Here is a 22,571-nt window from a genome sequence, read left to right on the forward strand (position 1 = left end):
TGGTAATTCCGTACTGGTTAGGGCAGGCGCCTTGTACCATGATATTGGTAAGGTAGACAATCCACAGTATTTTATTGAAAACCAGAATACCGCTGTAAGCCCGCATGATAAGTTGCCTTATGAGCAAAGTGCACAGATTATCATTCAGCATGTGCATAAGGGAATTGAAATTTTAAGAAAGAACCAGATTCCTGAAGCCATTATCGATTTTATCAGAACACACCACGGAAATACCAGGGTGGATTATTTTTATCAATCGTTTTTGAAAAATACGCCTGAAAAATTTGTTGACGAAAACATCTTCCGCTACCCGGGACCTATCCCTTTTAGCAAAGAAACCGGGGTGTTGATGCTTGCAGATTCTGTCGAAGCGGCCTCAAGAAGTCTGAAAAATCCCGATGCGCAGAACATAAATGATATTGTTGAACGCATCATTAACTACAAATTAGAGCAAAATCAATTAGATGACTGCGATTTGACGTTAAAAGATATAGAGACTATCAAATTGATATTCAAGACAATGCTGATGAGTATCTATCATGTACGCATAGATTATCAACAAAATTTATAATTTTTTTTTGTTCGATAACTTGTTTTACTATATTTGCAGACCTCAAAACAACGCCGGTAGGGCGAAAAAAGGAGGTTAGAAGGTGAGGTGCCTGAGAGGCCGAAAGGAACAGTTTGCTAAACTGTCGTACTGGTAACGGTACCGCGGGTTCGAATCCCGCCCTCACCGCTGAAATAAAAAAAAATGGTAAATAAATGGAAAAACCCAATAAAATCCATATCTTTGCCATCCCTTAGAAATAAGGTAAAAAAAAGATCGATACCAAAGTTCGGGATGTAGCGTAGCCCGGTATCGCGCCACATTTGGGATGTGGAGGTCGTAGGTTCGAATCCTGCCATCCCGACTAGAAAGTTCAATCCACTTTACAACAGGATTAAAAAAAAAGATCGATACCAATGTTCGGGATGTAGCGTAGCCCGGTATCGCGCCACATTTGGGATGTGGAGGTCGTAGGTTCGAATCCTGCCATCCCGACACAAAACAAAAAGCCTTTAAATCTTACGATCTAAAGGCTTTTTTGTTTTCAATCATATTTCCCCCTAAAAAACGATAAAATTTCATCCAGAATTTCTCAATAAATTCCTTTCGTAGCTTAATTTTACTAAGTTAGTAAAACGAATTATCCCTATGCCATTAAAAAAGGTTCAACTTCATGAAACCAGTGCGTCTGAATGGAATTCCTTTAAAATCGGGGATTGGAATGCCTACAGGCAATTGTACAATATTCATTTTAAGGCGCTTAATAATTACGGGTACAAATTTACCAGGGATGTGAGCCTGATTGAGGATGCAGTACACGATTTATTTGTAAATTTATGGGCCAAACGCGAACAGTTAGGTAACCCTATTTCGGTAAAAAACTACCTCTATAAATCATTGCGGAACTTATTGTTTAGGAAAATGGAATCTCAGCAACGTTTTGTAAAGATAGATTCCCCTGAAGATTATCCCTTTAATTTCGAAGTATCATTCGATACCGTTTTTATGGAAGATGAGTCCAAAAGAGCACTTCAGCGTAAGTTAAAAGATGTTATCCAAACCCTTTCTGCCAGGCAGCAGGAAATTATCTACTTGAGGTTTTATGAGGGTTTAAGTTATGAAGAGGCTGCGGATATTATGAACCTGAATGTTACTTCTACCTACAAACTGCTTTATAAGGCCATAGGTAAACTTCAGGAGCGGGTTAAGCTGGTTGATTTAATGATGATGTTGGCTATTATCGGGTCAAAAAGAGCACTTTTGGAAATAAATTAAATTTTTTTCGAAAATGAAGGGATAATTCACGCAGGTCCATGTATATAGGGATTATATAATTTGCTGATATGGATTTTTCTAAATATACACATTACACTTTTGAAGATTTGCTGAACGATGATGCTTTTCTGGCATTTGTTATAGAGCAAAATGATTCTGATGTATTGGCTTGGGAAAAATTTATAACGGCACATCCACATAAAAGTAAAGTCGCCATTGCGGCTTTCGATACCATTTCCGCTTACCGCCAGCAAAAAGTTTTCAGTAATGAGGATGCACAGCAATTGCTTTTCGAAAAAATTTCAGGCAGTATAGCAGCAAAGGAGCCAAAAATCAAACAATTTTCTTTTTCACCGTTATTCAGGGTTGCAGCAGTTTTCGCTGTGGTCATTTTATCGGTTGTACTTTATTTCACGCTGTGGAATAAAGATGCGGTTGAAACTGATTATGGCATGATCAAAACCATCACCCTGCCAGATGGATCGGAAGTTACGCTCAATGGAAATTCGAAAATCAGTTACGCTGCCAATTTTAATGAAGGACCAAGGGAAGTGTGGATTGATGGTGAAGCTTTATTTAAAGTGAAGCACCTTAACATCGATACGAATCACATCCAGCCGGCTGAAAAATTTATAGTGCATTGCGGAGATATGAACATTGAAGTATTAGGAACCACCTTCAATGTAAAAAGCAGGCATGAAAAAACCAGTATAGGTTTATTAACCGGTAAAGTCAGGGTGGATTATGATGATGTAAATAAAAAGCGGATGCAATTTGTAATGAAGCCCGGTGATTTGGTGAAGCATGCAGAGGAAAGTAATCTGGTTCATCAGAAAATGATTAATCCAAAACATTTAACCGCATGGATCAACCGTCAACTTGTATTTCAAGATGCCAGTCTGGAAGAGATGATCAGTGTATTACAAGATGACCTGGGCTATGAAGTGCTGTTAAGTGATAAAAAGCTCATCGATCTCAGCGTTGAAGGTGAAATTAATGTTGAAAGCGTTAAAGAACTACTGCAGATTTTATCTACCACCTTACACCTGAATATTAAAACAAACAATAAGAAAATAATCATAACCAAATAGTTTGGAAAAGATTTAAGCGCTTGAATCTAATCTTAGCTATAATTAACCAACAACCATTAACCAACAACAACTAAACTAAACAGGATTATGAGAATACTCTACCTTAGTAGGGTAGCTGGACACAGCTGTCTTACTTTGATGCTCTGTGCGTGCACATTATTTTGTTCCGCCCAGCTCCTGGCCCGCAATGTGGCACATGTAAATGGCATAAAAGCGCAAAGCCTTAATGATGATAAACTATCGCTTAAAATCGCCTTACAACTGATAAAAACCAGGTTTGATATTAAAATAGCTTATAAAGCAGGCATTCTGGAAAATAAAAATAGCAGCCTGACTGAAACACAGCTGATGGCATTTGGTGATGCTAAAACAGCTTTAACATTTGCTTTAGATGGTTCTGCATTGGATTTTAATAAGATCAGCGAGTCGCAATATGTCATTGTTAATGCGAGAATGGCAAATGCGGCTGATGTAATTAAGGGAACCATTTTTTCAGCAAGTGATAACCTGCCGTTAATTGGTGCTACGGTATACATCAAAGGGACCAAAACTGGTGCTTCAACCGATGCACAGGGACAATTTAGCATTACCATTCCAAACGAACTGGTTGGAAAACCCATCATTTTAAGCATTGCATCTGTAGGTTATGAAACACTTGAACTTCCTGTCAATGATTTTAAAACACCGTTAAGCGTAAAACTAAAAGAAAGCGCCAGCAGCTTAAACGATGTAGTGGTAACTGCCCTTGGTATCAAACGTGATAGCAAAGCCTTGGGCTACGCGGTTACCGAAGTAAAAGGATCTGAATTTACCCAGGCCCGCGAAAATAACGTAGCTAACGCTTTGACAGGTAAAATTGCAGGGGTTAATGCAACAGGCTTATCTACCGGTCCCGGTGGTTCCAGCCGCGTAATCATCCGGGGTAATGGCTCATTTAATGGCAATAACCAGCCGCTTTATGTAGTGAATGGAATGCCCATTGATAACAGTGTGCCCGGTGGTGCTGCAACTACCAACGGGCTGGCCAACAATGTGGACAGGGGCGATGGGATTTCAAGTATCAATCCTGATGATATTGAAAGTATTACCGTTTTAAAGGGTGGTACTGCTGCCGCACTGTATGGTTCGCGAGCCAGTAATGGTGTAATTTTAATTACGACTAAAAAGGGCGTTAAACAAAAAGGTATTGGAGTGGAGTATAACACTACCTTTACGATCGAGAATGCCATTAATGATAATGATTATCAGTATGAATACGGACAGGGGCTGGGTGGCGTTAAGCCTATGACAAAGAATGATGCGATAGCCACTGGTCGTTTATCCTTCGGGGCGAAGATAGATGGCTCTGATTATGTGGCCGCAGATGGATTGACGCATCCATACAGCGCGGTGAAAGATAATATTAAAAACTTTTATTCTACGGGAACAAACTTTACCAATACCATTGCATTTTCGGGTGGTACAGATGGTATAATTTACCGTTTATCCTTGTCCGATCTGGATAGTAAAGGAATTATTTCAAGTACTAAGTTTAAAAGACAGACCGCTAATTTAAACATTAACGCAAAAATTACTGACAAGATAAAGGTAGAAGGTTTGGCGCAATACAACCTGGAGAAAGGTTTTGGAAGAACGCTGGCTGGTGATGCATTGGGTAATCCAAACTGGACACCTTACGAAGTGGCCAATACGGTTGATGTACGTTGGCTAGCCCCGGGTTATGATGCCGCCGGCAACCAAACACCATGGAATGATGCGGGTATTGCCACAAACGGTTATTTTGTGATCAATAAATACCAGCAAAATGATGTAAAAAACAGGTTCATCGGTCAGGGTTCTATTACTTATGATATTGTGAAGAATTTTCAATTAAAAGGGGTAATCAGTCGTGATTTCTACAACTATAACTACGTCAATATTTTGCCTACGGGAGATATTTATATTCCTAAAGGACAATATTCGGGCATCAAATCAGATGTTTCTGAAACAAATTCACTCCTTACCGGAAATTACAAAAACCGCATCGCCGATAAAATTGGCATTTCGATTTTGGGAGGAGCTAACAGCCGCCGGTTTGAAAACAAGCAGTTAAACATGGATGGAAATACTTTTACCATTCCATTCTTTTACAGCTATAAAAACCTGGCCACTTCGAGCACGATTCCTACCTATCAAAGAATCAGGACCAATTCAGTATTCGGATCTGCCGATGTAGACTACAAAAGCATACTATTTTTAACCTATACTGCACGTAACGACTGGTTTTCTACCTTAAGTCCAGATAATAACAGCATATTATACCAAAGTGTTGGCGGTAGTTTTGTCGTATCTGATGCCTTTAAGCTGCCATCATCCATTGATATTTTAAGAGTCCGTGCATCATGGGCTGAAGTGGGTGGCGGTGCTGCCGATCCTTATAAAATTAATTTAAGTTATAGTAATATACCGAGTTCCGGTCAGCCGCTTCAAAATGTGACTACGAATGACATTACCAACCCAAATCTGAAACCTTATACCTCTACCACTTACGAGACCGGTGTAGAACTAAAAATGTTTAAGGGACGTTTGGGATTAGATTTTACGGCTTACAGTCGCAAAACAACAAACGATATCCTAAACGCAGCCATTTCATCCACTTCAGGGTATAACAATGCGGTATTAAACGTGGGTGAATTGAGCAACAAAGGGATAGAGTTCCTTTTAACAGGCGCGCCGGTTCAGGGCAATAAATTTGGCTGGAATATCAGTTATAATGTGGCATACAACAAAAGTGAAGTATTGAAACTGGTAGATGGAACCACAACTTTTGAGATGGCACGTTCAGTAGGCAACTGGGGCTACATTAACCAAACTGTTGGCAGTTCTTATGGAACCATTGTGGGAACGCGCATGCTAAGGAACGAAGCAGGTCAGATTGTTTATAATTCGACAACCAAACGCCCGGTAGCCACAGGTTTGCAAGAACTTGGTGATGGTGTTGCGCCACTAACGATGGGTTTAAGCCAGGATTTTAGGTTTGGTAATTTTAACCTGAATTTCCTGATCGATGGTAAATTCGGAAATAAGGTATTTTCTATTAAAGAAGTTTATGCTACCCGTTTGGGATTATTAAAGAGTACCTTACCCGGACGTGAAAATGGATTGACCATTTCGGGCGTAGACCAGGCAGGAAATCCATACTCAGCTTTAATTCCTGTAAGTGATCTGCGTGCTTATTATAACGATATGCGTAATTACTCAGAATTATTTGTGCACGATGGCGGCTTTATCAAATTGCGTCAAGCCATCTTATCGTATAATATTCCGGTTAAGAAACTTGATTTCCTTAAAATACAGTCGGCCAGTATCTCGTTTGTTGCCCGTAATATCTTAACCTTTTATAAAAAGACCGATAATTTCGACCCGGAATCGAGTTTTACAAACGGTAATGCCCAGGGTTTCGAATCAATCGGATTGCCACGTACACGTACTTTCGGTTTAAACCTAATGGTTAAATTTTAACTCTTGAAAGATGAAAAAGTCAATAAATAAATATAAATCAGCTGTTTGCGTTGCCTTAATCAGCACACTTTTAGCTTCATGTACAAAAGATTTTAAGGAGATTAATACTGATCCGGAATCTTCAACCACCATTCAGCCTGCTTATGTTTTCACTAAAGCGCAATACGATGGTGCCAAAAATAACCTTAACCTTTTATTGGGTACCATGCAGTATACCACTAGTTTTAATGATGTGGCAGGTTTCGGATCGAAATATGTTTCGAGTCAAAATCAACAGTCCATGGCACAATTTAGCAACGCTTATTATCAGGAAATTAATGAGTTGGCACTGGTGATCAATGCAGTGAAAAATGATCCTGAACAGGTGAATTTACTAGCCTCGGCAAGAATCTGGAGAGCTTACTGCTTTAGTCGCATTACCGATTTATACGGCGATATTCCATATACCGAAGCTGCCCAGGGTTACACCAATTCGAACTATAAACCCGCCTACGATGCACAGCGAAGCATCTATTTAGATATGCTTAAGGAACTGGAAGAATCTGCATTAAGTTTAAATGCTGCTAAAGCAACCTTTGGTCAGGCTGATTTGATTTATGCCGGTAATACCGTTAAATGGAAAAAATTTGCTTACTCCTTAATGCTCCGTCTGGGCATGCGTTTAACTAAGGTTGATGCCACATTAGCTGAAACCTGGGTGAAAAAGGCAATAACCGGCGGGATAATTACAGATGATGCCGACATTGCTAAAATCACTTACATGAGTGCTGGTCAGGATATCAATAAAAATCCCATTGCCTTAAGTTTATATAATAGCGATTATATCAAGGCTGATGGCAACAGCAATCCCGAGGGCGGAAAATACCAGAATACTTTCATCACCTACATGAAAAACAATAAGGATCCGCGTTTAGGGATTCTATCTGCGGTGTATGTAAATGGAGCTGCCGATACTTCCATGGCGGTCCAGAAAGGAATGCCTGCTACGTTAAGTGCAAAACCGGCAGATTTTGTAACCTATTCAGAACCCAATCAGAAAACAGTGCTGGCCCAGGGTGGAGCAAAGCTCATTTACACGACAGCTGAAACCAATTTTCTTTTGGCTGAAGCCGTTTTACGTGGCTGGTACACTGGCAGTACTGCGGCTACACTTTACGAATCGGGGATCCGTAGCGCCATGAAGCAATGGGCAATCATCGCTCCCGCCGATGGTATCATCAGCGATTTGCAGATCAATACCTATATTAAATACCATCCTTTCAATACGACTGGAACGTTTGAAGCCAAAATGCAGCAGATTTATACCGAATATTGGTTAGCAGCATTTCCTGATGCGCAGGAAGCATTTGCCAGTTACCGAAGAACAGGTTATCCGGCTTTGGTACCTGTTAATTATGTAGGCAATGCTACTGGAGGAAGGATTTTCAGAAGAATGTTATATCCACTTTCCGAACAGAATTTAAACCGCGCATCGCTTGATGCGGCTATCGCCCGTCAGGGAGCTGATGATTTCATGACCCGCATCTGGTGGGATAAATTATAATATATTAATGACGTCCGGCAAGGTGTTCAAAACTTTGCCGGATGATTTAAATGATCCGAATAATGATATACCGAATACTATTGGTTTGCTTGCTTTTTACAGGTACAGTTTCCGCCCAGCGCAATGATGTAGTGGAAGATGAAACTTCAAGTAATTATAATTTAAACAATTCAGAACGCGAGGAATGGTTACGCAACACCGGGGCGGGTTTATTTATTCATTTTAATGTGGATGCACAGCTGGGTGTAGTGATCAGCCACTCTTTGGTTGGCGCTTCTGCTGATTACACCGGCCGTTATTTTAGTGAGCTACCTAAAACATTCGATCCGTCCGCTTTTAATCCTAAAGAAATCGCCGAACTGGCCAAACTGGCTGGCATGAAATACATTGTGTTTACCACTAAGCACCACGCCGGATTTTGTTTCTGGGATACCAAAACTACAGACTTTAAAATTACCAATACCCCATATAAAAAAGACCTGCTGAAAGAGTTTGTAAAAGCTACAAGGGAGGCAGGACTGGATGTAGGCTTTTATTTTTCTCCGGAAGACTTCAATTTTCTTTATAAACACAAAATTCCCATCAGCAGAAATATCACCAACCTGGATGAAGCGACCAAAAAGGAATATGCAGCATATAACCGTAAACAAACGGAAGAACTGATGCAGAATTATGGTAAGATCGATGTATTGTTTATTGATGGCGACCCGAAAGAAACCGTTAAAGAAACCGCATGGAAAATGCAGCCAAACATTTTGATTACCCGTGGTGCAATTTTAACCCCTGAACAAACTTTACCGGGAGCTAAAATTACGCAGCCTTGGTTATCGCCGATAACGATTGGCACAGCCTGGCAGTACCAGCCTACAAATGAGCGTTATAAGTCTGGTTCACAATTAATCGAATTATTGATCGAGGCCCGTTCGAAAGGCGGTTCATTGTTGCTCAATGTTGGACCAAAGGCAAATGGCACATTGCCAAATGAACAGGAAGACCGTTTACGTGAAATAGGGGCCTGGTATTTTATTAACCATGAGGCCATGGACAGTGTGCGCAGCTGGGTGGTAAGTAAAGAACAAAATATCTACTTTACCCAAAAAGCACCGGGAACTTTGTTTGCTATGGTGATGGATGCCAAAACCTGGAAAGAGGGGGAGCGCAGGACTTTTCTTTTAAAATCTGCGAGGGCCACCGCAAATACGAAAATCAGCGTGCTTGGGCAAAACAGCCAGATTATTGAATACAAGCCTGATCTGGATGTATCATCGAAATTTAAACAGACTGCAAATGGGCTGGAACTTTCAGTAGTCAAGGCACAGCGTATTTACGACGATCACCGCTGGCCAAATCCTGTGGTCATTAAACTTGAACATGTGGAGCCGGTATTTGCCGAGGCGGCTATGGTTCAGAGCGGTGATTTTGAATTAGCTGCTGCTGTTGCCAAGCTAAATGGTAAGGCACTTAATTATGCTAAAATTAAACCTCAACGGGCAAGGTTTTACTATCGCCCATACCTGGGCCAGGTAGAAACACTTTACGCAGGGGCATGGAAAATGAGTCCTTGGGTAAATATTAAGCCTGATGGAACTTTCAGCAGCGTGGTAAAATTACCTAAAGGTGCTTATGAGTATAAAGCCGTTGTAGAACAGCAAAATGTAATTGTAGAAGGAGAAAATAAAGTTTTAACCTTACCTTAGGTGTTAGTAAAAGGTTTTATGAAAAAGTTTCTCCCGGATCAGTTACGATTTGATCGCGTAAAATGGTTCGCTTTACTTTCTGCACTGTTGGTTCAGCTGATGGCAGTTGAGGTATTCGCACAGGGTTATATCGGATCAGGCATTATTCCCAGGCCTGTCGTTGAAATAAAACATTCGGGAAGTTTCATGATACAAAAGACGACCAGATTGCATATTTCAAGTTCTGACCATTTAAGCACTACATTCTTTGATCAGTACCTTAAAGATTTATCTGGTTTTACACTGTTGCGAAGCCATAAGCCAGCGCCCAAAGGGATCAATCTGATTGTTGATGCCCGACTGAATTTAAAATCCGAAGGCTACATTCTTGATGTTTCTCGACAAAACATGACCATTAAAGCTATTGATGAAAAAGGACTGTTTTATGGTTTACAGTCGCTCGTGCAACTCATCAGGAAGAACGGCGAAGAAATTATGGTGCCAGCGTACCACATTCAAGATGAGCCGCGTTTTGCTTACCGGGGTACGCACCTGGATGTAGCCCGACATTTATTTAGCGTTCAATCGATAAAAAAATGGCTTGATGTACTGGCTTTTTACAAAATCAACACTTTTCACTGGCATTTAACCGACGATCAGGGTTGGCGGATAGAGGTTAAAAAATATCCGCTTTTGCAAAGCATTTCTGCATACCGGAATGAAACACTTATCGGGCACAAAAGAACTGATCCGCACCGTTTTGATGGTAAAAGATATGGTGGTTACTACACGCAGGAAGAAGTAAAAGACATTGTGGCTTATGCCAGTGCCCGCCAGATTACCACAATTCCGGAAATTGAAATGCCTGGACATGCACAAGCGGTATTGGCGGCTTATCCTAACCTGGGTTGTACTGGCGGACCTTACCAAACTGCAACCTATTGGGGTGTTTTTGATGATGTCTTCTGTGCAGGCAATGAAGATACCTTTCGATTTCTTGAAGGTGTGCTGGATGAGGTGATTCCATTGTTTCCTTCAGCCTATATTCACATTGGAGGCGATGAATGTCCGAAAACCCGCTGGCACGACTGCCCCAAATGCCAGAAAAGAATTAAAGCAGAACACCTGAAAGACGAGCACGAACTACAGTCGTATTTTATTGCCCGGATGGAGCGCTACCTGAATGCAAAGGGTAAAAAGATTATTGGCTGGGATGAGATTTTAGAAGGTGGCCTGGCGCCCGATGCAACCGTAATGAGCTGGCGGGGTTTGGAAGGCGGCATTGCTGCAGCCAAACAGAAACATGATGTGATTATGACACCTGAAAAGTTTCTCTATTTGGACTACTATCAATCGCTCAATAAAACGGAGCAAACCGCTGCGGGCGGCTACTTGCCACTAAAAAAGGTGTATGAGTATGAACCTATGCCAGCTGAACTGAATGCAGAAGAACAACAATATATTAAAGGTATTCAGGCAAACGTTTGGAGTGAATACCTGAGCGATGCAGCTAAAGCGGAGTACATGATCTTTCCGCGGGTAATTGCCCTTGCAGAAACCGCATGGTCGCTTAAAGGAAATAAACATTATACTGATTTTCTTGCACGTTTGCTGGCAAATAAGCGTTTTTTGAAACACCTTACTTATTCGACCGCTTTTTACGACATCACAGGCGAAAGCGTGAATGACGCAAGAGCTTTTGCATTGCGGGCTGATTTGCCAAATGCCGAAATCCGTTATACGTTAAATGGTGAAAAACCGGGTTTGAGTAGTGTGAAGTATTCCAGCCCGATTCGCATTACGCAATCTGCAACCTTAAAAGCCCAGCTTTTTATATCTGGTAAACCTGTAGGCAAAATGTTTGAACAGGAGATCGTTAAAAGTATGGCAATAGGTAAAAAAGTAACGCTTATCCATAGCGGACAGGGCAATTATAATATCGATGCTCAACGCTTAAGCAATGGTATTCAGGGTTCATACTTATACAATAATGGCGAATGGCTTGGGCTTAGCGGAGAAGATTTTGAAGCCGTGGTTGATTTAGGCGAAAAAAAAACCATACGTGAGATAAGCATTAATACCCTGAATTATCAGTGGCAGAAAATGCATCCGCCAAAATTGCTTTTATTAGAGGTCTCAACTGATCAGCAGATTTACAAGGAGGTATCGAGGCAAACCGTTTTTAATGTAGAAGGCATTAATACGGCCCTGCATAAAATTATGCCGACTAAGGCCCGGTATGTACGCATCAAAGCCAGTAATATTGGAGTCATTCCAGATGGTTTTTATGGTGCCGGAACAAAAGCCTGGCTAATGTTGGATGAAATTATTGTAAATTAAATGACTATACTCATTGTTCTGCTTTGCATCGCACTATTAATCGTACTGATCTCGGTATTTAAGATCAATGCTTTTATCTCATTTTTACTGGTATCATTTGTTGCCGGTCTGGCGCTGGGTCTGCCTCCGGCAAAAATCCCGGCCAGTATTGAAAAAGGGATGGGCGACGTACTGGGTTCCTTGGCGGTCATCATCACCGCAGGTGCCATGTTGGGTAAACTGGTGGCCGAAAGTGGTGCTGCACAGAAGATTGCTCAGGTAAGTATGCAGGTGTTCGGACAGAAGTATATTCAATGGGCTATGGTACTTACCGGATTTTTGATCGGTATCCCGCTTTACTATGGTATTGGTTTTGTATTGATGGTACCACTGATCTTTTCGGTGGTGTACCGTTATAAATTACCTGCTTTGTATATCGGCTTGCCCATGCTGGCGGCATTATCGGTTACGCATGGTTTTCTACCCCCGCATCCATCGCCGGCAGCTTTGGTGGTACAGTTTAAGGCAGATATGGGTTTAACTTTGTTATATGGTCTGGCCGTTTCTATTCCGGCAATCGTGATCGGTGGTCCCATTTTTTCGCGGACTTTAAAAAATATTACCGCAGTACCCATTGCTTCTTTTAATGCTGTTGAACGCGCTGACCAGGATCTGCCCAGTGGCTTTACAAGCTTTTTCACCGCATTACTTCCGGTGATATTACTGGCTGCTGCATCTTTCTTTCCACTCTTACTGAACCCGGATTCAGCCATTTTACCATATATTTTATTTGCCGGCCACCCGTCTGTGGTAATGTTGATCGTATTGATCGCAGCTACCTGGTTATTAGGTTTGTCACAGGGAAAAAAGATTACCACAATTATGGGAATTTATACTGATGCGGTAAAAGATATTGCATTAATTTTATTGATTATTGCCGGATCCGGTGCCTTAAAACAGGTGTTAACCGAGAGTGGTGTAAGTAATCAGATTGCAGCTTATTTGCAGCATGTTGCGCTGGAGCCATTATTTCTGGCCTGGTTAATTGCGGCTGTCATTCGCTTTTGTGTGGGGTCTGCCACGGTTGCAGGCTTAACCACAGCAGGTATTATTGTACCGTTGATGCAACAAACACATACCAACCCAAACCTCATGGTATTGGCAGTAGGTGCGGGAAGCCTTATGTTTTCACACGTTAACGATGCCGGATTCTGGATGTTTAAGGAATATTTTGGCTTAAGTTTGAAAGATACTTTTAAATCATGGGCATTAATGGAGTCAATAGTTGGCATTGTTGGTCTGCTTGGAATACTTTTGCTTCATATAATCATCGCATAATTATAACACATATATAAAATGGAAAATTTAACTCCCGACGAACGCTTCTCACAACTAAAACTGAACCTGCCACCTGCACCAGCACCACTCGGCGTGTATAAACCTTGCCTGGTTGATGGAAAATATCTTTATCTGAGCGGTCACGGACCAGTACAGGATGATAAATCACTTATCATTGGCCGTATCGGATCAGATCTCAACCAGGAAGAAGGCAAACTTGCCGCGTTGCAGGTAGGTTTAACCATGTTATCTACCATTAAAGCTAATTTAGGCAGTTTAAACAAAGTTAAACGCGTAATTAAAGTATTGGGCATGGTAAACTGTACCCCTGAGTTTGAAAAACACCCTTTCATTATCAACGGATGTAGCGAACTTTTTGCTAAGGTATGGGGTGAAGAAAACGGCATTGGTGTACGCAGTGCAGTTGGTTTTGGCTCATTGCCTGATAATATCCCGGTTGAGATTGAGGCATTATTTGAACTGTTTTAAGATGAAGCAAGAGCAAGCCTGGTACCTGTTACCTGATGAAGCGCATATAGAAACGCCATCCCTTATCTTTTATGAGGAACGTTTAAAGGCGAATATCAATCTACTGAAAAGTATGATTGATTGTGTAGAAAGGTTACGGCCTCATGTAAAAACCTATAAGTGCAGGGAAATTACCAGGCTGCTAATATCAGCAGGCATCAAAAAATTTAAATGTGCTACCATTGCCGAGGCAGAAATGCTGGCAATGGACAAGGCACCAGATGTTTTGCTGGCTTATCAACCCGTGGCTGAAAATATCAACCGATTTTTCAAACTCAAAAGTAAATATCCTGATACGGTTTTTAGCTGTCTGGTGGATCACCTCAAAATAGCCGAACAGCTTTCGGCAATGGCCATAGAAGAGCAGACTGAAGTGGATGTTTACATCGATTTGAATGTAGGCATGAACAGAACCGGCATATTGCCAGAACAGGCTTTCGCATTAATAGAAAGCCTCCAGCGTTTTATCAGTTTAAAGGTTAAAGGTTTACATGCCTATGATGGCCATATTCATGATGGAGCCATAGAGGTAAGAAAAGAGAAATCGGCAGTTGTGATTAAACAGCTGTCTGATTTGCGCGAGAAACTTGAAGCATATTTGGGGAACGACATTAATATTGTTGCAGGCGGTACACCCACATTTCCTATATACGCATCACAAACTGATTTTGAATGTAGTCCAGGTACTTTTATCCTGTGGGACAAGGGTTATCAGGATGCTTATGCTGAGCAACCATTTTATCCTGCCGCTTTGGTAGCCAGTAGGGTGGTTTCCCTTCCCGATGATGGCTGGATCTGTACCGACCTTGGTCATAAAGCCGTGGCGGCTGAAAAGGAGCTTAAAAACCGGGTGTTTTTTATCAATGCACCGTTTCTAGAAGTTCAAAGCCAGAGTGAAGAACATTTGGTATTGCGCAACAATACACCTGAAACCTATTTGCCTGGCGATATGCTCTACGGATTACCTTATCATGTTTGTCCGACTGTTGCCCTTCATGAGAAAGCCATTTGCCTAAAGGTAGATCAATCTCTGGAGTACTGGGAGGTCATTTCCCGAAAAAGAAAAATTTCCATTTAATAAAATAAACATGTTTACGATAGATGCCCATTTGGATTTAAGCATGAATGCTTTGGAATGGAACCGCGATTTAACACGAGAGGTTTCAGCCATTAATCAGCGTGAGCAGGGATTGACCGATAAACCGGATCGGGCCCTGGCTACCGTATCGCTGCCAGAGTTGCGTAAGGGAGATATTGGTTTGGTAGTGGCTACACAGATTGCGAGATATGTGGCACCCGATAATCATTTGCCTGGCTGGCATTCTGCGCAACAAGCCTGGGCGCAAACTCAGGGACAGTTAGCCTGGTATAAAGCCATGGAAGATGCCGGTGAAATGTTCCAGGTTCATAATCTCGAAACGCTGGAAAAACAAATTACTTTATGGCAAAATGATCAGCCTGCAAGCGAAAAGCCAATAGGTTATATCCTCAGTTTGGAAGGAGCAGATTCATTTATTACGCCTCAGTATCTGGAACGGGCATGGCAAAACGGTTTACGTGCAGTGGGCCCTGCACATTATGGCCCTGGCAGGTATGCACAGGGAACGGATGCTACAGGTAAAATGACTGCATTGGGGCATCAATTGTTAAAGGAAATGGAACGGTTAAACGTAATTTTAGATGCTACGCATTTATGCGATGATAGTTTCTGGGATGCCTTAGGCCGGTTTAACGGACATATCTGGGCTTCGCACAACAACTGCCGTAGTTTGGTAAACGATAACCGCCAATATAGCGATGAGCAGATTAAAGCACTCATTGATCGCGGTGCAGTAATTGGTGCAGCACTCGATGCCTGGATGATGGTCCCCAATTGGCAACGTGGCATTTCGCAACCAAAGGCGATGAACTGCAACCTGGAGGTGATGATCGATCATATTGACCATATCTGTCAGCTTGCGGGCAATGCATTACACGTAGGCATAGGTTCAGATCTGGATGGCGCCTTTGGCAAAGAACAATGCCCTTACGATCTGGAAACCATTGCCGATTTACAGAAAGTACCTGACTTATTTAGAAAAAGGGGATACACCCATGCAGATGTCGAAAACCTGATGCACGGTAACTGGTTACGTTTTTTAAGGAAGGCCTGGGCCTAATTTAAATAGATATGAATAAAAAAGTACAAATGGCCTTAAGCCTGAGTCTGGCATTTTCAACGCTATACACCCCGGTTTTCGCACAAATCAAAAGCAAACATCCTTTATATAAAAATGCAAAAGCACCTATAGAAAGCCGGATCAAAGATTTGCTTTCACGGATGACGGTGGAGGAAAAAGTCGGGCAGATTTCCATGCCATTGGGCTGGCCCATGTACAGCAAAAAAGGTAACGAGGTGGAAGTGAGTGACGCCTTTAAAAAATCGTTAAAAGAGTCGTGTACCGGCATGTTATGGGCTACACTTCGCGCCGATCCCTGGACCAAAAAGACGCTGACAAACGGACTGAATCCTGAACTCGCTGCAAAAGCGACGAATGCCATTCAAAAATATGCGATAGAAAATACGCGTTTGGGGATCCCGGTATTACTTTCTGAAGAAGCACCGCATGGACATATGGCTATCGGTACTACCGTTTTTCCAACTTCAATAGGGCAGAGCAGTACTTTTAATCCTGAATTGATTGAGCGGATGGCTAAAGCAATTGCCGAGGAAACCCGAGTGCAGGGCGGACATGTTGGCTATGGACCAGTGTTAGACCTGGCACGCGAACCCAGGTGGTCGAGGGTAGAAGAAACCTATGGTGAAGACCATGTACTGATCAGCAGAATGGGTGAAGCCATGGTGAGGGGAATGCAGGGAAAACAAATTAATAGCGGCGTAAACGTTGTAGCCACATTAAAACACCTTGCTGCCTATGGTGCACCAGAGGGTGGCCATAACGGGAGCAGTATTAACATCGGACTTCGCACTTTACATCAGTTTTACCTCCCACAGTTTAAGGCTGCGGTTAAGGCAGGCGTTTTATCAGTAATGACTTCATACAATTCTATTGATGGCATTCCCTGCTCATCAAATGAAATGTTGCTAAAGGATGTATTGGTTAAAAATTGGGGTTTTAAAGGCTTTGTCGTTTCTGATTTGAACAGCATTTCGGGATTAAAATCAAACCACCATGTTGCCGAAACAGCAGCCGACGCAGCTGCATTGGCCATTAATGCTGGTTTGGACGCCGATTTGAGTGGAGTAGGTTATGGAAAAGCTTTACTTGACGCCATCAAGCAAGGCAAAGTTAATGTAAAGGTATTGGACACCGCTGTGAGTAAAGTGCTTCGTATAAAATTTCAAATGGGTTTATTCGAAAATCCATATGTCGATCCACATTTAGCGAGGCAAAAAGTGAGAAATGCCGAAAAAATTAGTCTTGCACGTGAGGTCGCCCGTGAATCAGTGATCTTATTGAAAAATCAGAACCAGCTGCTTCCTTTGAGTAAAAAACTATCCAGTATTGCAGTTATAGGTCCAAATGCCGATAATGTTTACAACCAGTTGGGTGATTATACTGCACCACAGGCGCCGGGTAATGTGATTACGGTTTTACAGGGGATTAAAAATAAACTGGGTGAAACAACTAAAATCAATTATGCAAAAGGTTGTGCCATCCGCGATACGCTCTCGAGTGAGATTGATGATGCGGTAGCGGCAGCCAAAAAATCTGAAGCTGTTGTGATGGTATTAGGCGGCTCAAGCGCCAGGGATTTTAAAACAGAGTACATTGAAACTGGTGCTGCCAAAGTTAACGCAAATGCAGTTAGCGATATGGAAAGTGGTGAAGGCTATGACCGCGCAACGCTTGATTTAATGGGCGATCAGATGAAGTTACTGAAGGCAGTAATGAAAACAGGGAAACCAGTTGTACTGGTATTGATAAAAGGAAGACCTTTAAACTTAAACTGGGCTGCTGAAAATGTTCCGGCCATTCTGGATGCCTGGTACCCGGGACAGGAAGGTGGTAATGCGATTGCCGATGTACTCTTTGGCGATTATAATCCTGCAGGAAGATTAACGATTTCGGTTCCCAAATCTGTTGGCCAGTTACCGGTTTATTACAATGCACGCTATCCCGAGAAACATGATTATATAGAAATGGATGCTAAACCTTTATATGCTTTTGGATATGGGTTAAGCTATACTTCCTTTGCCTATCACAATCTTCATATTGAGCATCATCCAGCGCAAAAATTGGTGAACGTTAAATTTGATTTAAAAAATACAGGGGCAAGAGATGGCGAGGAAGTGGTGCAACTTTATCTGCAACATAAAAATTCGTCGGTGGTGATGCCGATTAAACAGCTCATTAAGTTTAAAAGGGTGGCTTTGCAGGGCGGGGAACAAAAAACCATCAGTTTCAGTATAAAGCAATCAGATCTTGAAATTTATAACCAAAAGATGCAATGGGAAGTCGAAGCCGGAACTTATCATTTAATGGTGGGCAGTTCATCAGATGATATAAAGCTAGAAAAAGATTTTATCATTCACCAATATGCCCGCTAAAAAAAGTGGTTGATAAAAAGAGGTTTAAAAATGATAAATGTACAATTATGCTGTAATTGTTCAGGCTTAATTTATCATCTTTGCGAAGCAGCGCGTAGTAGATAAATCCATCCTGCAAGAAAGATCATGAAACACCCGTCCGACCGGCCGGGCGGAAGTTCAGGGGTGACGGTTTCTGGGTAGATTTCTAGCTACTAACTTATACAATTGGAAGACACAATGTAAAATCGTTTCGACCGGAGCAACGCGAAGTGCCCGCCCGTACAGACGGGGAGAGATCTTTGTACCATGCACCACGCAACTAAATCCGCACTAACTATTATCTAACAAGTTCATTACTTTTTTTGTTTAGAATTAATCTAAATAATGTTCATATCCGAATTAATAGATTATTTTTGCGCTTATATTTATTAAGTCTAAATAATTTATAGTCCTTCAAATGAAAATAAACTTTACCAAATCATTAATGTTGATCAGTCTGATAGGATTAATATGTCTTAACGGCTTTGCGCAACAAAAAACATTACAGGGCACCGTAAAAAATAATCACGGTATTGCCATTTCTGGAGTAACTGTAAGTATTCATGGCACAAATACTACCACCACTACTAATAACCGCGGGATCTACAAATTACAATTGATTCAGACCAAAGCTGTTGTGCATTTTAATTTTATTGGCTTTAAAGAAGTGGTAAAAAACCTGGATCTAAATGGGACGGTTGTTGAGGAAAACATTGTTATGCAGGAATCTACCGATGATCTTCAGCAGGTGGAAATTACCGGACGTAAAGAGAAAACCTATAAAACAAAGGCAACCTTTATTGCCAAAATAGAAAATGAACTTAAAGATATCCCACAGTCGGTTTCTTACGCGAGCAAAGAGCTTATTGCAGATCAGGGCTTGATGCGCGTAGGCGAAGTGGTGAAGAACTTTAGCGGTGTAAACCAGTTTAGCTTTTACGATGATTTAACCATAAGGGGATTTCGCGTAAATGGACAAACCAATACCCAACTGTTAAACGGTTTAAGAACCAGTACGGGTTTTTGGAAACAGTCGCTGGCCAATTATCTGGAAAGGGTTGAAGTCTTAAAAGGCCCATCATCTGCACTCTTTGGCAATGCAAGTCCGGGTGGAGTAGTAAACCGCGTAACCAAAAAACCGCTTGATGAAACCCGTAGATCGGTGAGCCTGACCATGGGCAGTTTTAATACTTTCAGAGGCCTTGCAGATTTCACCGGACCTGCAACGAAAGACAGTACTTTACTGTACCGGCTGAACCTTGGCTACGAAAATGCAGAAACTTTCAGAGACCTGATGTTTGATCGTAACTTTGTCATTGCGCCATCGCTTACCTTCGTCCCATCCGAAAAAACAAGAATTAACTTTGACCTGGTTTATATTGATTCTAAAAGCAGACTGGATAGGGGGCAGCCCATTTTCGGTAGTTTCGACTTAAATTCTACTCCACAGTCGCTTTCATTAAATACCACCAATGATTATCTAAATGAGTTAACCTATAATGCGACGATCTCCGTTACACATAAGGTTACCGATAACCTTAGCCTGAATGCTTCTTATTTAAAAACAGGCTATTCAGAGGATTTAAATGAACACCGTACCTCGAATGCTTATGGCGTAGATGCCAACGGTGCAGCTATAAATCACCTTGCCGGGATGATCGTGCAGATCAGAAAGCGGAAACGGTTTATCGATAATTTTTCAGGATACATTAATTATACACCGAAAACAGGAATAGTGGAGCATAAAATCGTAGCAGGTTATGATTTTGGTAGTGAAAAAACACCTGTTGGTGGTTCGCAGTTAACCGCTGGTGGTTATCGTAATGCTGCAAATAATGGCGCGATTGCTAATTATTTACCTGCTAACAAGTCAAAATACCTGTTGGATGCAGCAGGGAATCCGGTACCAAATGTTCCGCATTTTAATTTAAACGATCCGCTTTCTTCACAAAGAATGCAGGATGATAGCAAACTTTTCTTTGCCCAATCTATAGTCGCTCCCACTTATTATTACCTGAATTCGGGTTATGTACAAGATCAGTTCAAAATCGGTGGTTTACAGGTATTAGCCGGAATCCGTTATGAGTATTACACAGATTTTGCAGGGTATAAAACCCAGGCTGAAGCTAAAGCCAATTCACGTGCATGGTTGCCACGCCTAGGAGCTGTTTACAGCATCAATTCCAATATCAATCTGTATGGAAGTTATGTAGAAGGTTATAACCCGCAAACTTCTGCAAACATCGCAAATCCTAATGCCGGCGGCCCATTTGATCCGCTGAAAAGCAATATGGTAGAATTTGGTGCCAAAACCAGCTGGTTCAGGGATCAGTTGAGTGTAAGTGCCGCAGTTTACCAGATTAAACAAACCGGTGCATTATATGCCACACCTGGTGTAGTCGATGTCTTAAGGCAGATTGGAGATGAGCAATCGAGGGGTTTTGAACTGGATGTGATTGGCAAAATTATGCCCAATTGGAACGTGATTGCTTCTTATTCTTACAACAGGGCCAAAATACTGGAGAGTGGAACAGTTGGAGAAACAGGTATCCAGAAACCCAATGCACCAAAGAATACAGCCAACTTATGGAGCAAATATACATTCATTGAAGGCTTAGCTAAAGGATTGGGTATCGGCCTGGGTATCAACTATACCGACAGGCGTAACCTGATCTACGATCCAAAATTCTCGCCAGAGAATCAGATTACCATTCCATCTTTCACACTTTTTAATGCTGCTTTATTTTATAATATCGGTAAACTACAGCTGCAGCTCAATGCCAATAACATCGGTAATAAAAAATATTGGGTGGGCGGTTATGATTATTTGCGCCTGTTCCCCGGTCAACCTGAAAATTACATGTTCACTGTTGGTTATTCGTTTTAATGACGAAGCACAGGTTCAAAAAGATAGCGGGCTGGCTCCGTTTATGGATAGGGCTGGTTACAGGGCTTGTAGTGGTTATTGTTTCGGTTACCGGATGCATTTATGTGTTTGATGAGGAAATTTTCAATAACATTCATAAAGATATCGTTTATGTCCAAAAAACCGGGCCGGCAAGGCCGGTTTCTGAATTGCTCACTTATGCCCAAAATGCATTAGGAAAAGATAAGGAACTTAATAATGTTAAGATTAGCGCAGATCATAAAAGTTATGTTTTCTCCGGTTTTAAGGTGAACGAGCGGAAGAAAATAAACCTTTGGTATTTTAGCCAGTTCGAATACCTTGATGAAGTTTACGTAAACCAGTATACCGGTAAGGTTTTAGGCGTACTGGATATGCGTTATGAGTTTTTCAACGTGGTAGAACAGTTACACAGGCAACTTCTTCTGGTAAAACCCATTGGCAGCCCACTGGTTGGCGTTTGCATACTTGCTTATCTACTGATGCTTATTACCGGATTTATTTTATGGCTACCAAAAAATTACAAGCAATTTAAAAAGAGTATCACTGTTAAATGGAATGCCAAATGGAAAAGGGTAAATTACGACCTCCATAATAGTTTGGGCTTTTATGTACTTCCTATAGCGATGCTGATTGCTGTGACCGGATTGGTATGGTCTTTCAAATGGTGGGAAACGGGAATTTTCAGGATTCTTGGCGATCATGGGAAAGCCGCATTTGCCAAAACGCTTCCGAAAATAGATGCAAGGGATACCACCTTGAACAAAATCGACCTCATTCATCACCACCAGCTTAAAAAACTTGGAAACGATTGGACGAGCATAGGAATGGGTATTCCGACTAAAAAAACTAAAGTTTCGATGTCTTTTGTGCAGATAGCAAGTAACCACGATGCCTGGAGAGGAGTTAGCTATTACTTTTACGATGGCAGGACCGGGGATTTTATTAATGAGCTGCCGCATGATAAAAAAACACTTGGAATGAAATGGAGAAATTCTAATCTTGAGCTCCATACTGGAAGGTTGTATGGCCTTTGGTCGCAACTTCTGGCTTTTTTTGCTTCACTGATCAGCGCCTCGCTACCTATATCCGGGTTTTTGATCTGGTGGGGGAAAAGAAATAAAGGTAAAATAGAAAAACGTTCTGCTGCTAAGAGTGTAGCCTTGACATCTTAATTGTTATCATCTCTACCGAAGTAGTTTCCCGTAGCGAGCTATCCTACATGGAAGACCCTGAAACACTCGTCCGACCGGCCGGGCGGAAGTTCATGAT

At 41.6% G+C, this 22,571-nt stretch carries 14 protein-coding genes and 3 tRNA genes; all 17 read left to right on the plus strand.

Annotated elements, in window-relative coordinates; all coding sequences use genetic code 11:
* The coding region (locus tag PGN18_RS15925) for an HDIG domain-containing metalloprotein (RefSeq protein WP_335320583.1) at window positions 1-571 on the plus strand (571 nt) is incomplete at its 5' end.
* Window positions 572-652: 81 nt separating this feature from the next.
* Window positions 653-739 (plus strand) — tRNA-Ser (locus PGN18_RS15930).
* Between the two features lie 101 nt (window positions 740-840).
* Window positions 841-914 (plus strand) — tRNA-Pro (locus PGN18_RS15935).
* Between the two features lie 57 nt (window positions 915-971).
* Window positions 972-1,045, plus strand: a tRNA-Pro gene (locus PGN18_RS15940).
* A 153-nt stretch (window positions 1,046-1,198) separates the two neighbouring features.
* Complete coding sequence (locus PGN18_RS15945) at window positions 1,199-1,825, plus strand: RNA polymerase sigma factor (protein WP_335320584.1); 627 nt, start codon at window positions 1,199-1,201, stop codon at window positions 1,823-1,825.
* Window positions 1,826-1,893: 68 nt separating this feature from the next.
* Complete coding sequence (locus PGN18_RS15950) at window positions 1,894-2,916, plus strand: FecR family protein (protein ID WP_335320585.1); 1,023 nt, start codon at window positions 1,894-1,896, stop codon at window positions 2,914-2,916.
* Window positions 2,917-3,003: 87 nt separating this feature from the next.
* Window positions 3,004-6,417, plus strand: a complete 3,414-nt coding sequence (locus PGN18_RS15955; RefSeq protein WP_335320586.1) for a SusC/RagA family TonB-linked outer membrane protein — start codon at window positions 3,004-3,006, stop codon at window positions 6,415-6,417.
* Window positions 6,418-6,427: 10 nt separating this feature from the next.
* Window positions 6,428-7,960: a SusD/RagB family nutrient-binding outer membrane lipoprotein gene (locus PGN18_RS15960; RefSeq protein ID WP_335320587.1), complete on the plus strand. Its 1,533-nt coding sequence runs from the start codon at window positions 6,428-6,430 to the stop codon at window positions 7,958-7,960.
* Between the two features lie 62 nt (window positions 7,961-8,022).
* Window positions 8,023-9,657, plus strand: a complete 1,635-nt coding sequence (locus tag PGN18_RS15965; RefSeq protein WP_335320589.1) for an alpha-L-fucosidase — start codon at window positions 8,023-8,025, stop codon at window positions 9,655-9,657.
* Window positions 9,658-9,675: 18 nt separating this feature from the next.
* The gene (locus PGN18_RS15970) at window positions 9,676-11,976 is read left to right on the plus strand and encodes a glycoside hydrolase family 20 protein (RefSeq protein ID WP_335320591.1); all 2,301 of its coding nucleotides are present in this window, start codon (window positions 9,676-9,678) and stop codon (window positions 11,974-11,976) included.
* Complete coding sequence (locus PGN18_RS15975; RefSeq protein WP_335320592.1) at window positions 11,977-13,293, plus strand: gluconate:H+ symporter; 1,317 nt, start codon at window positions 11,977-11,979, stop codon at window positions 13,291-13,293. It begins immediately after the preceding gene.
* A gap of 18 nt (window positions 13,294-13,311) precedes the next feature.
* Window positions 13,312-13,782: a RidA family protein gene (locus PGN18_RS15980; RefSeq protein ID WP_335320593.1), complete on the plus strand. Its 471-nt coding sequence runs from the start codon at window positions 13,312-13,314 to the stop codon at window positions 13,780-13,782.
* A gap of 1 nt (window position 13,783) precedes the next feature.
* Window positions 13,784-14,899 (plus strand): D-TA family PLP-dependent enzyme, encoded by a 1,116-nt coding sequence (locus tag PGN18_RS15985; protein WP_335320594.1) that lies wholly within the window; start codon window positions 13,784-13,786, stop codon window positions 14,897-14,899.
* Between the two features lie 10 nt (window positions 14,900-14,909).
* Window positions 14,910-15,980 carry a dipeptidase gene (locus PGN18_RS15990; RefSeq protein ID WP_335320595.1) on the plus strand — a complete coding sequence of 357 codons (1,071 nt, stop codon included), beginning with the start codon at window positions 14,910-14,912 and terminating at the stop codon, window positions 15,978-15,980.
* An 11-nt stretch (window positions 15,981-15,991) separates the two neighbouring features.
* Window positions 15,992-18,373: a glycoside hydrolase family 3 N-terminal domain-containing protein gene (locus PGN18_RS15995; RefSeq protein WP_335320596.1), complete on the plus strand. Its 2,382-nt coding sequence runs from the start codon at window positions 15,992-15,994 to the stop codon at window positions 18,371-18,373.
* A 439-nt stretch (window positions 18,374-18,812) separates the two neighbouring features.
* Complete coding sequence (locus PGN18_RS16000; RefSeq protein ID WP_335320597.1) at window positions 18,813-21,281, plus strand: TonB-dependent receptor; 2,469 nt, start codon at window positions 18,813-18,815, stop codon at window positions 21,279-21,281.
* Complete coding sequence (locus PGN18_RS16005) at window positions 21,281-22,474, plus strand: PepSY-associated TM helix domain-containing protein (RefSeq protein WP_335320598.1); 1,194 nt, start codon at window positions 21,281-21,283, stop codon at window positions 22,472-22,474. The genes PGN18_RS16000 and PGN18_RS16005 overlap by 1 nt, the downstream gene beginning before the upstream one ends.
* Window positions 22,475-22,571 lie beyond the last annotated feature (97 nt).

The sequence above is a fragment of the Pedobacter terrae genome (assembly GCF_036946585.1).
In the GTDB taxonomy this organism is placed as follows: domain Bacteria; phylum Bacteroidota; class Bacteroidia; order Sphingobacteriales; family Sphingobacteriaceae; genus Pedobacter; species Pedobacter terrae_C.

Bases quoted from the DNA above. Each gene is read 5' to 3' on its own strand.
- PGN18_RS15945 (WP_335320584.1), top strand. From the start codon at position 1,199: ATGCCATTAAAAAAGGTTCAACTTCATGAAACCAGTGCGTCTGAATGG.
- PGN18_RS15950 (WP_335320585.1), top strand. From the start codon at position 1,894: ATGGATTTTTCTAAATATACACATTACACTTTTGAAGATTTGCTGAAC.
- PGN18_RS15955 (WP_335320586.1), top strand. From the start codon at position 3,004: ATGAGAATACTCTACCTTAGTAGGGTAGCTGGACACAGCTGTCTTACT.
- PGN18_RS15960 (WP_335320587.1), top strand. From the start codon at position 6,428: ATGAAAAAGTCAATAAATAAATATAAATCAGCTGTTTGCGTTGCCTTA.
- PGN18_RS15965 (WP_335320589.1), top strand. From the start codon at position 8,023: ATGATATACCGAATACTATTGGTTTGCTTGCTTTTTACAGGTACAGTT.
- PGN18_RS15970 (WP_335320591.1), top strand. From the start codon at position 9,676: ATGAAAAAGTTTCTCCCGGATCAGTTACGATTTGATCGCGTAAAATGG.
- PGN18_RS15975 (WP_335320592.1), top strand. From the start codon at position 11,977: ATGACTATACTCATTGTTCTGCTTTGCATCGCACTATTAATCGTACTG.
- PGN18_RS15980 (WP_335320593.1), top strand. From the start codon at position 13,312: ATGGAAAATTTAACTCCCGACGAACGCTTCTCACAACTAAAACTGAAC.
- PGN18_RS15985 (WP_335320594.1), top strand. From the start codon at position 13,784: ATGAAGCAAGAGCAAGCCTGGTACCTGTTACCTGATGAAGCGCATATA.
- PGN18_RS15990 (WP_335320595.1), top strand. From the start codon at position 14,910: ATGTTTACGATAGATGCCCATTTGGATTTAAGCATGAATGCTTTGGAA.
- PGN18_RS15995 (WP_335320596.1), top strand. From the start codon at position 15,992: ATGAATAAAAAAGTACAAATGGCCTTAAGCCTGAGTCTGGCATTTTCA.
- PGN18_RS16000 (WP_335320597.1), top strand. From the start codon at position 18,813: ATGAAAATAAACTTTACCAAATCATTAATGTTGATCAGTCTGATAGGA.
- PGN18_RS16005 (WP_335320598.1), top strand. From the start codon at position 21,281: ATGACGAAGCACAGGTTCAAAAAGATAGCGGGCTGGCTCCGTTTATGG.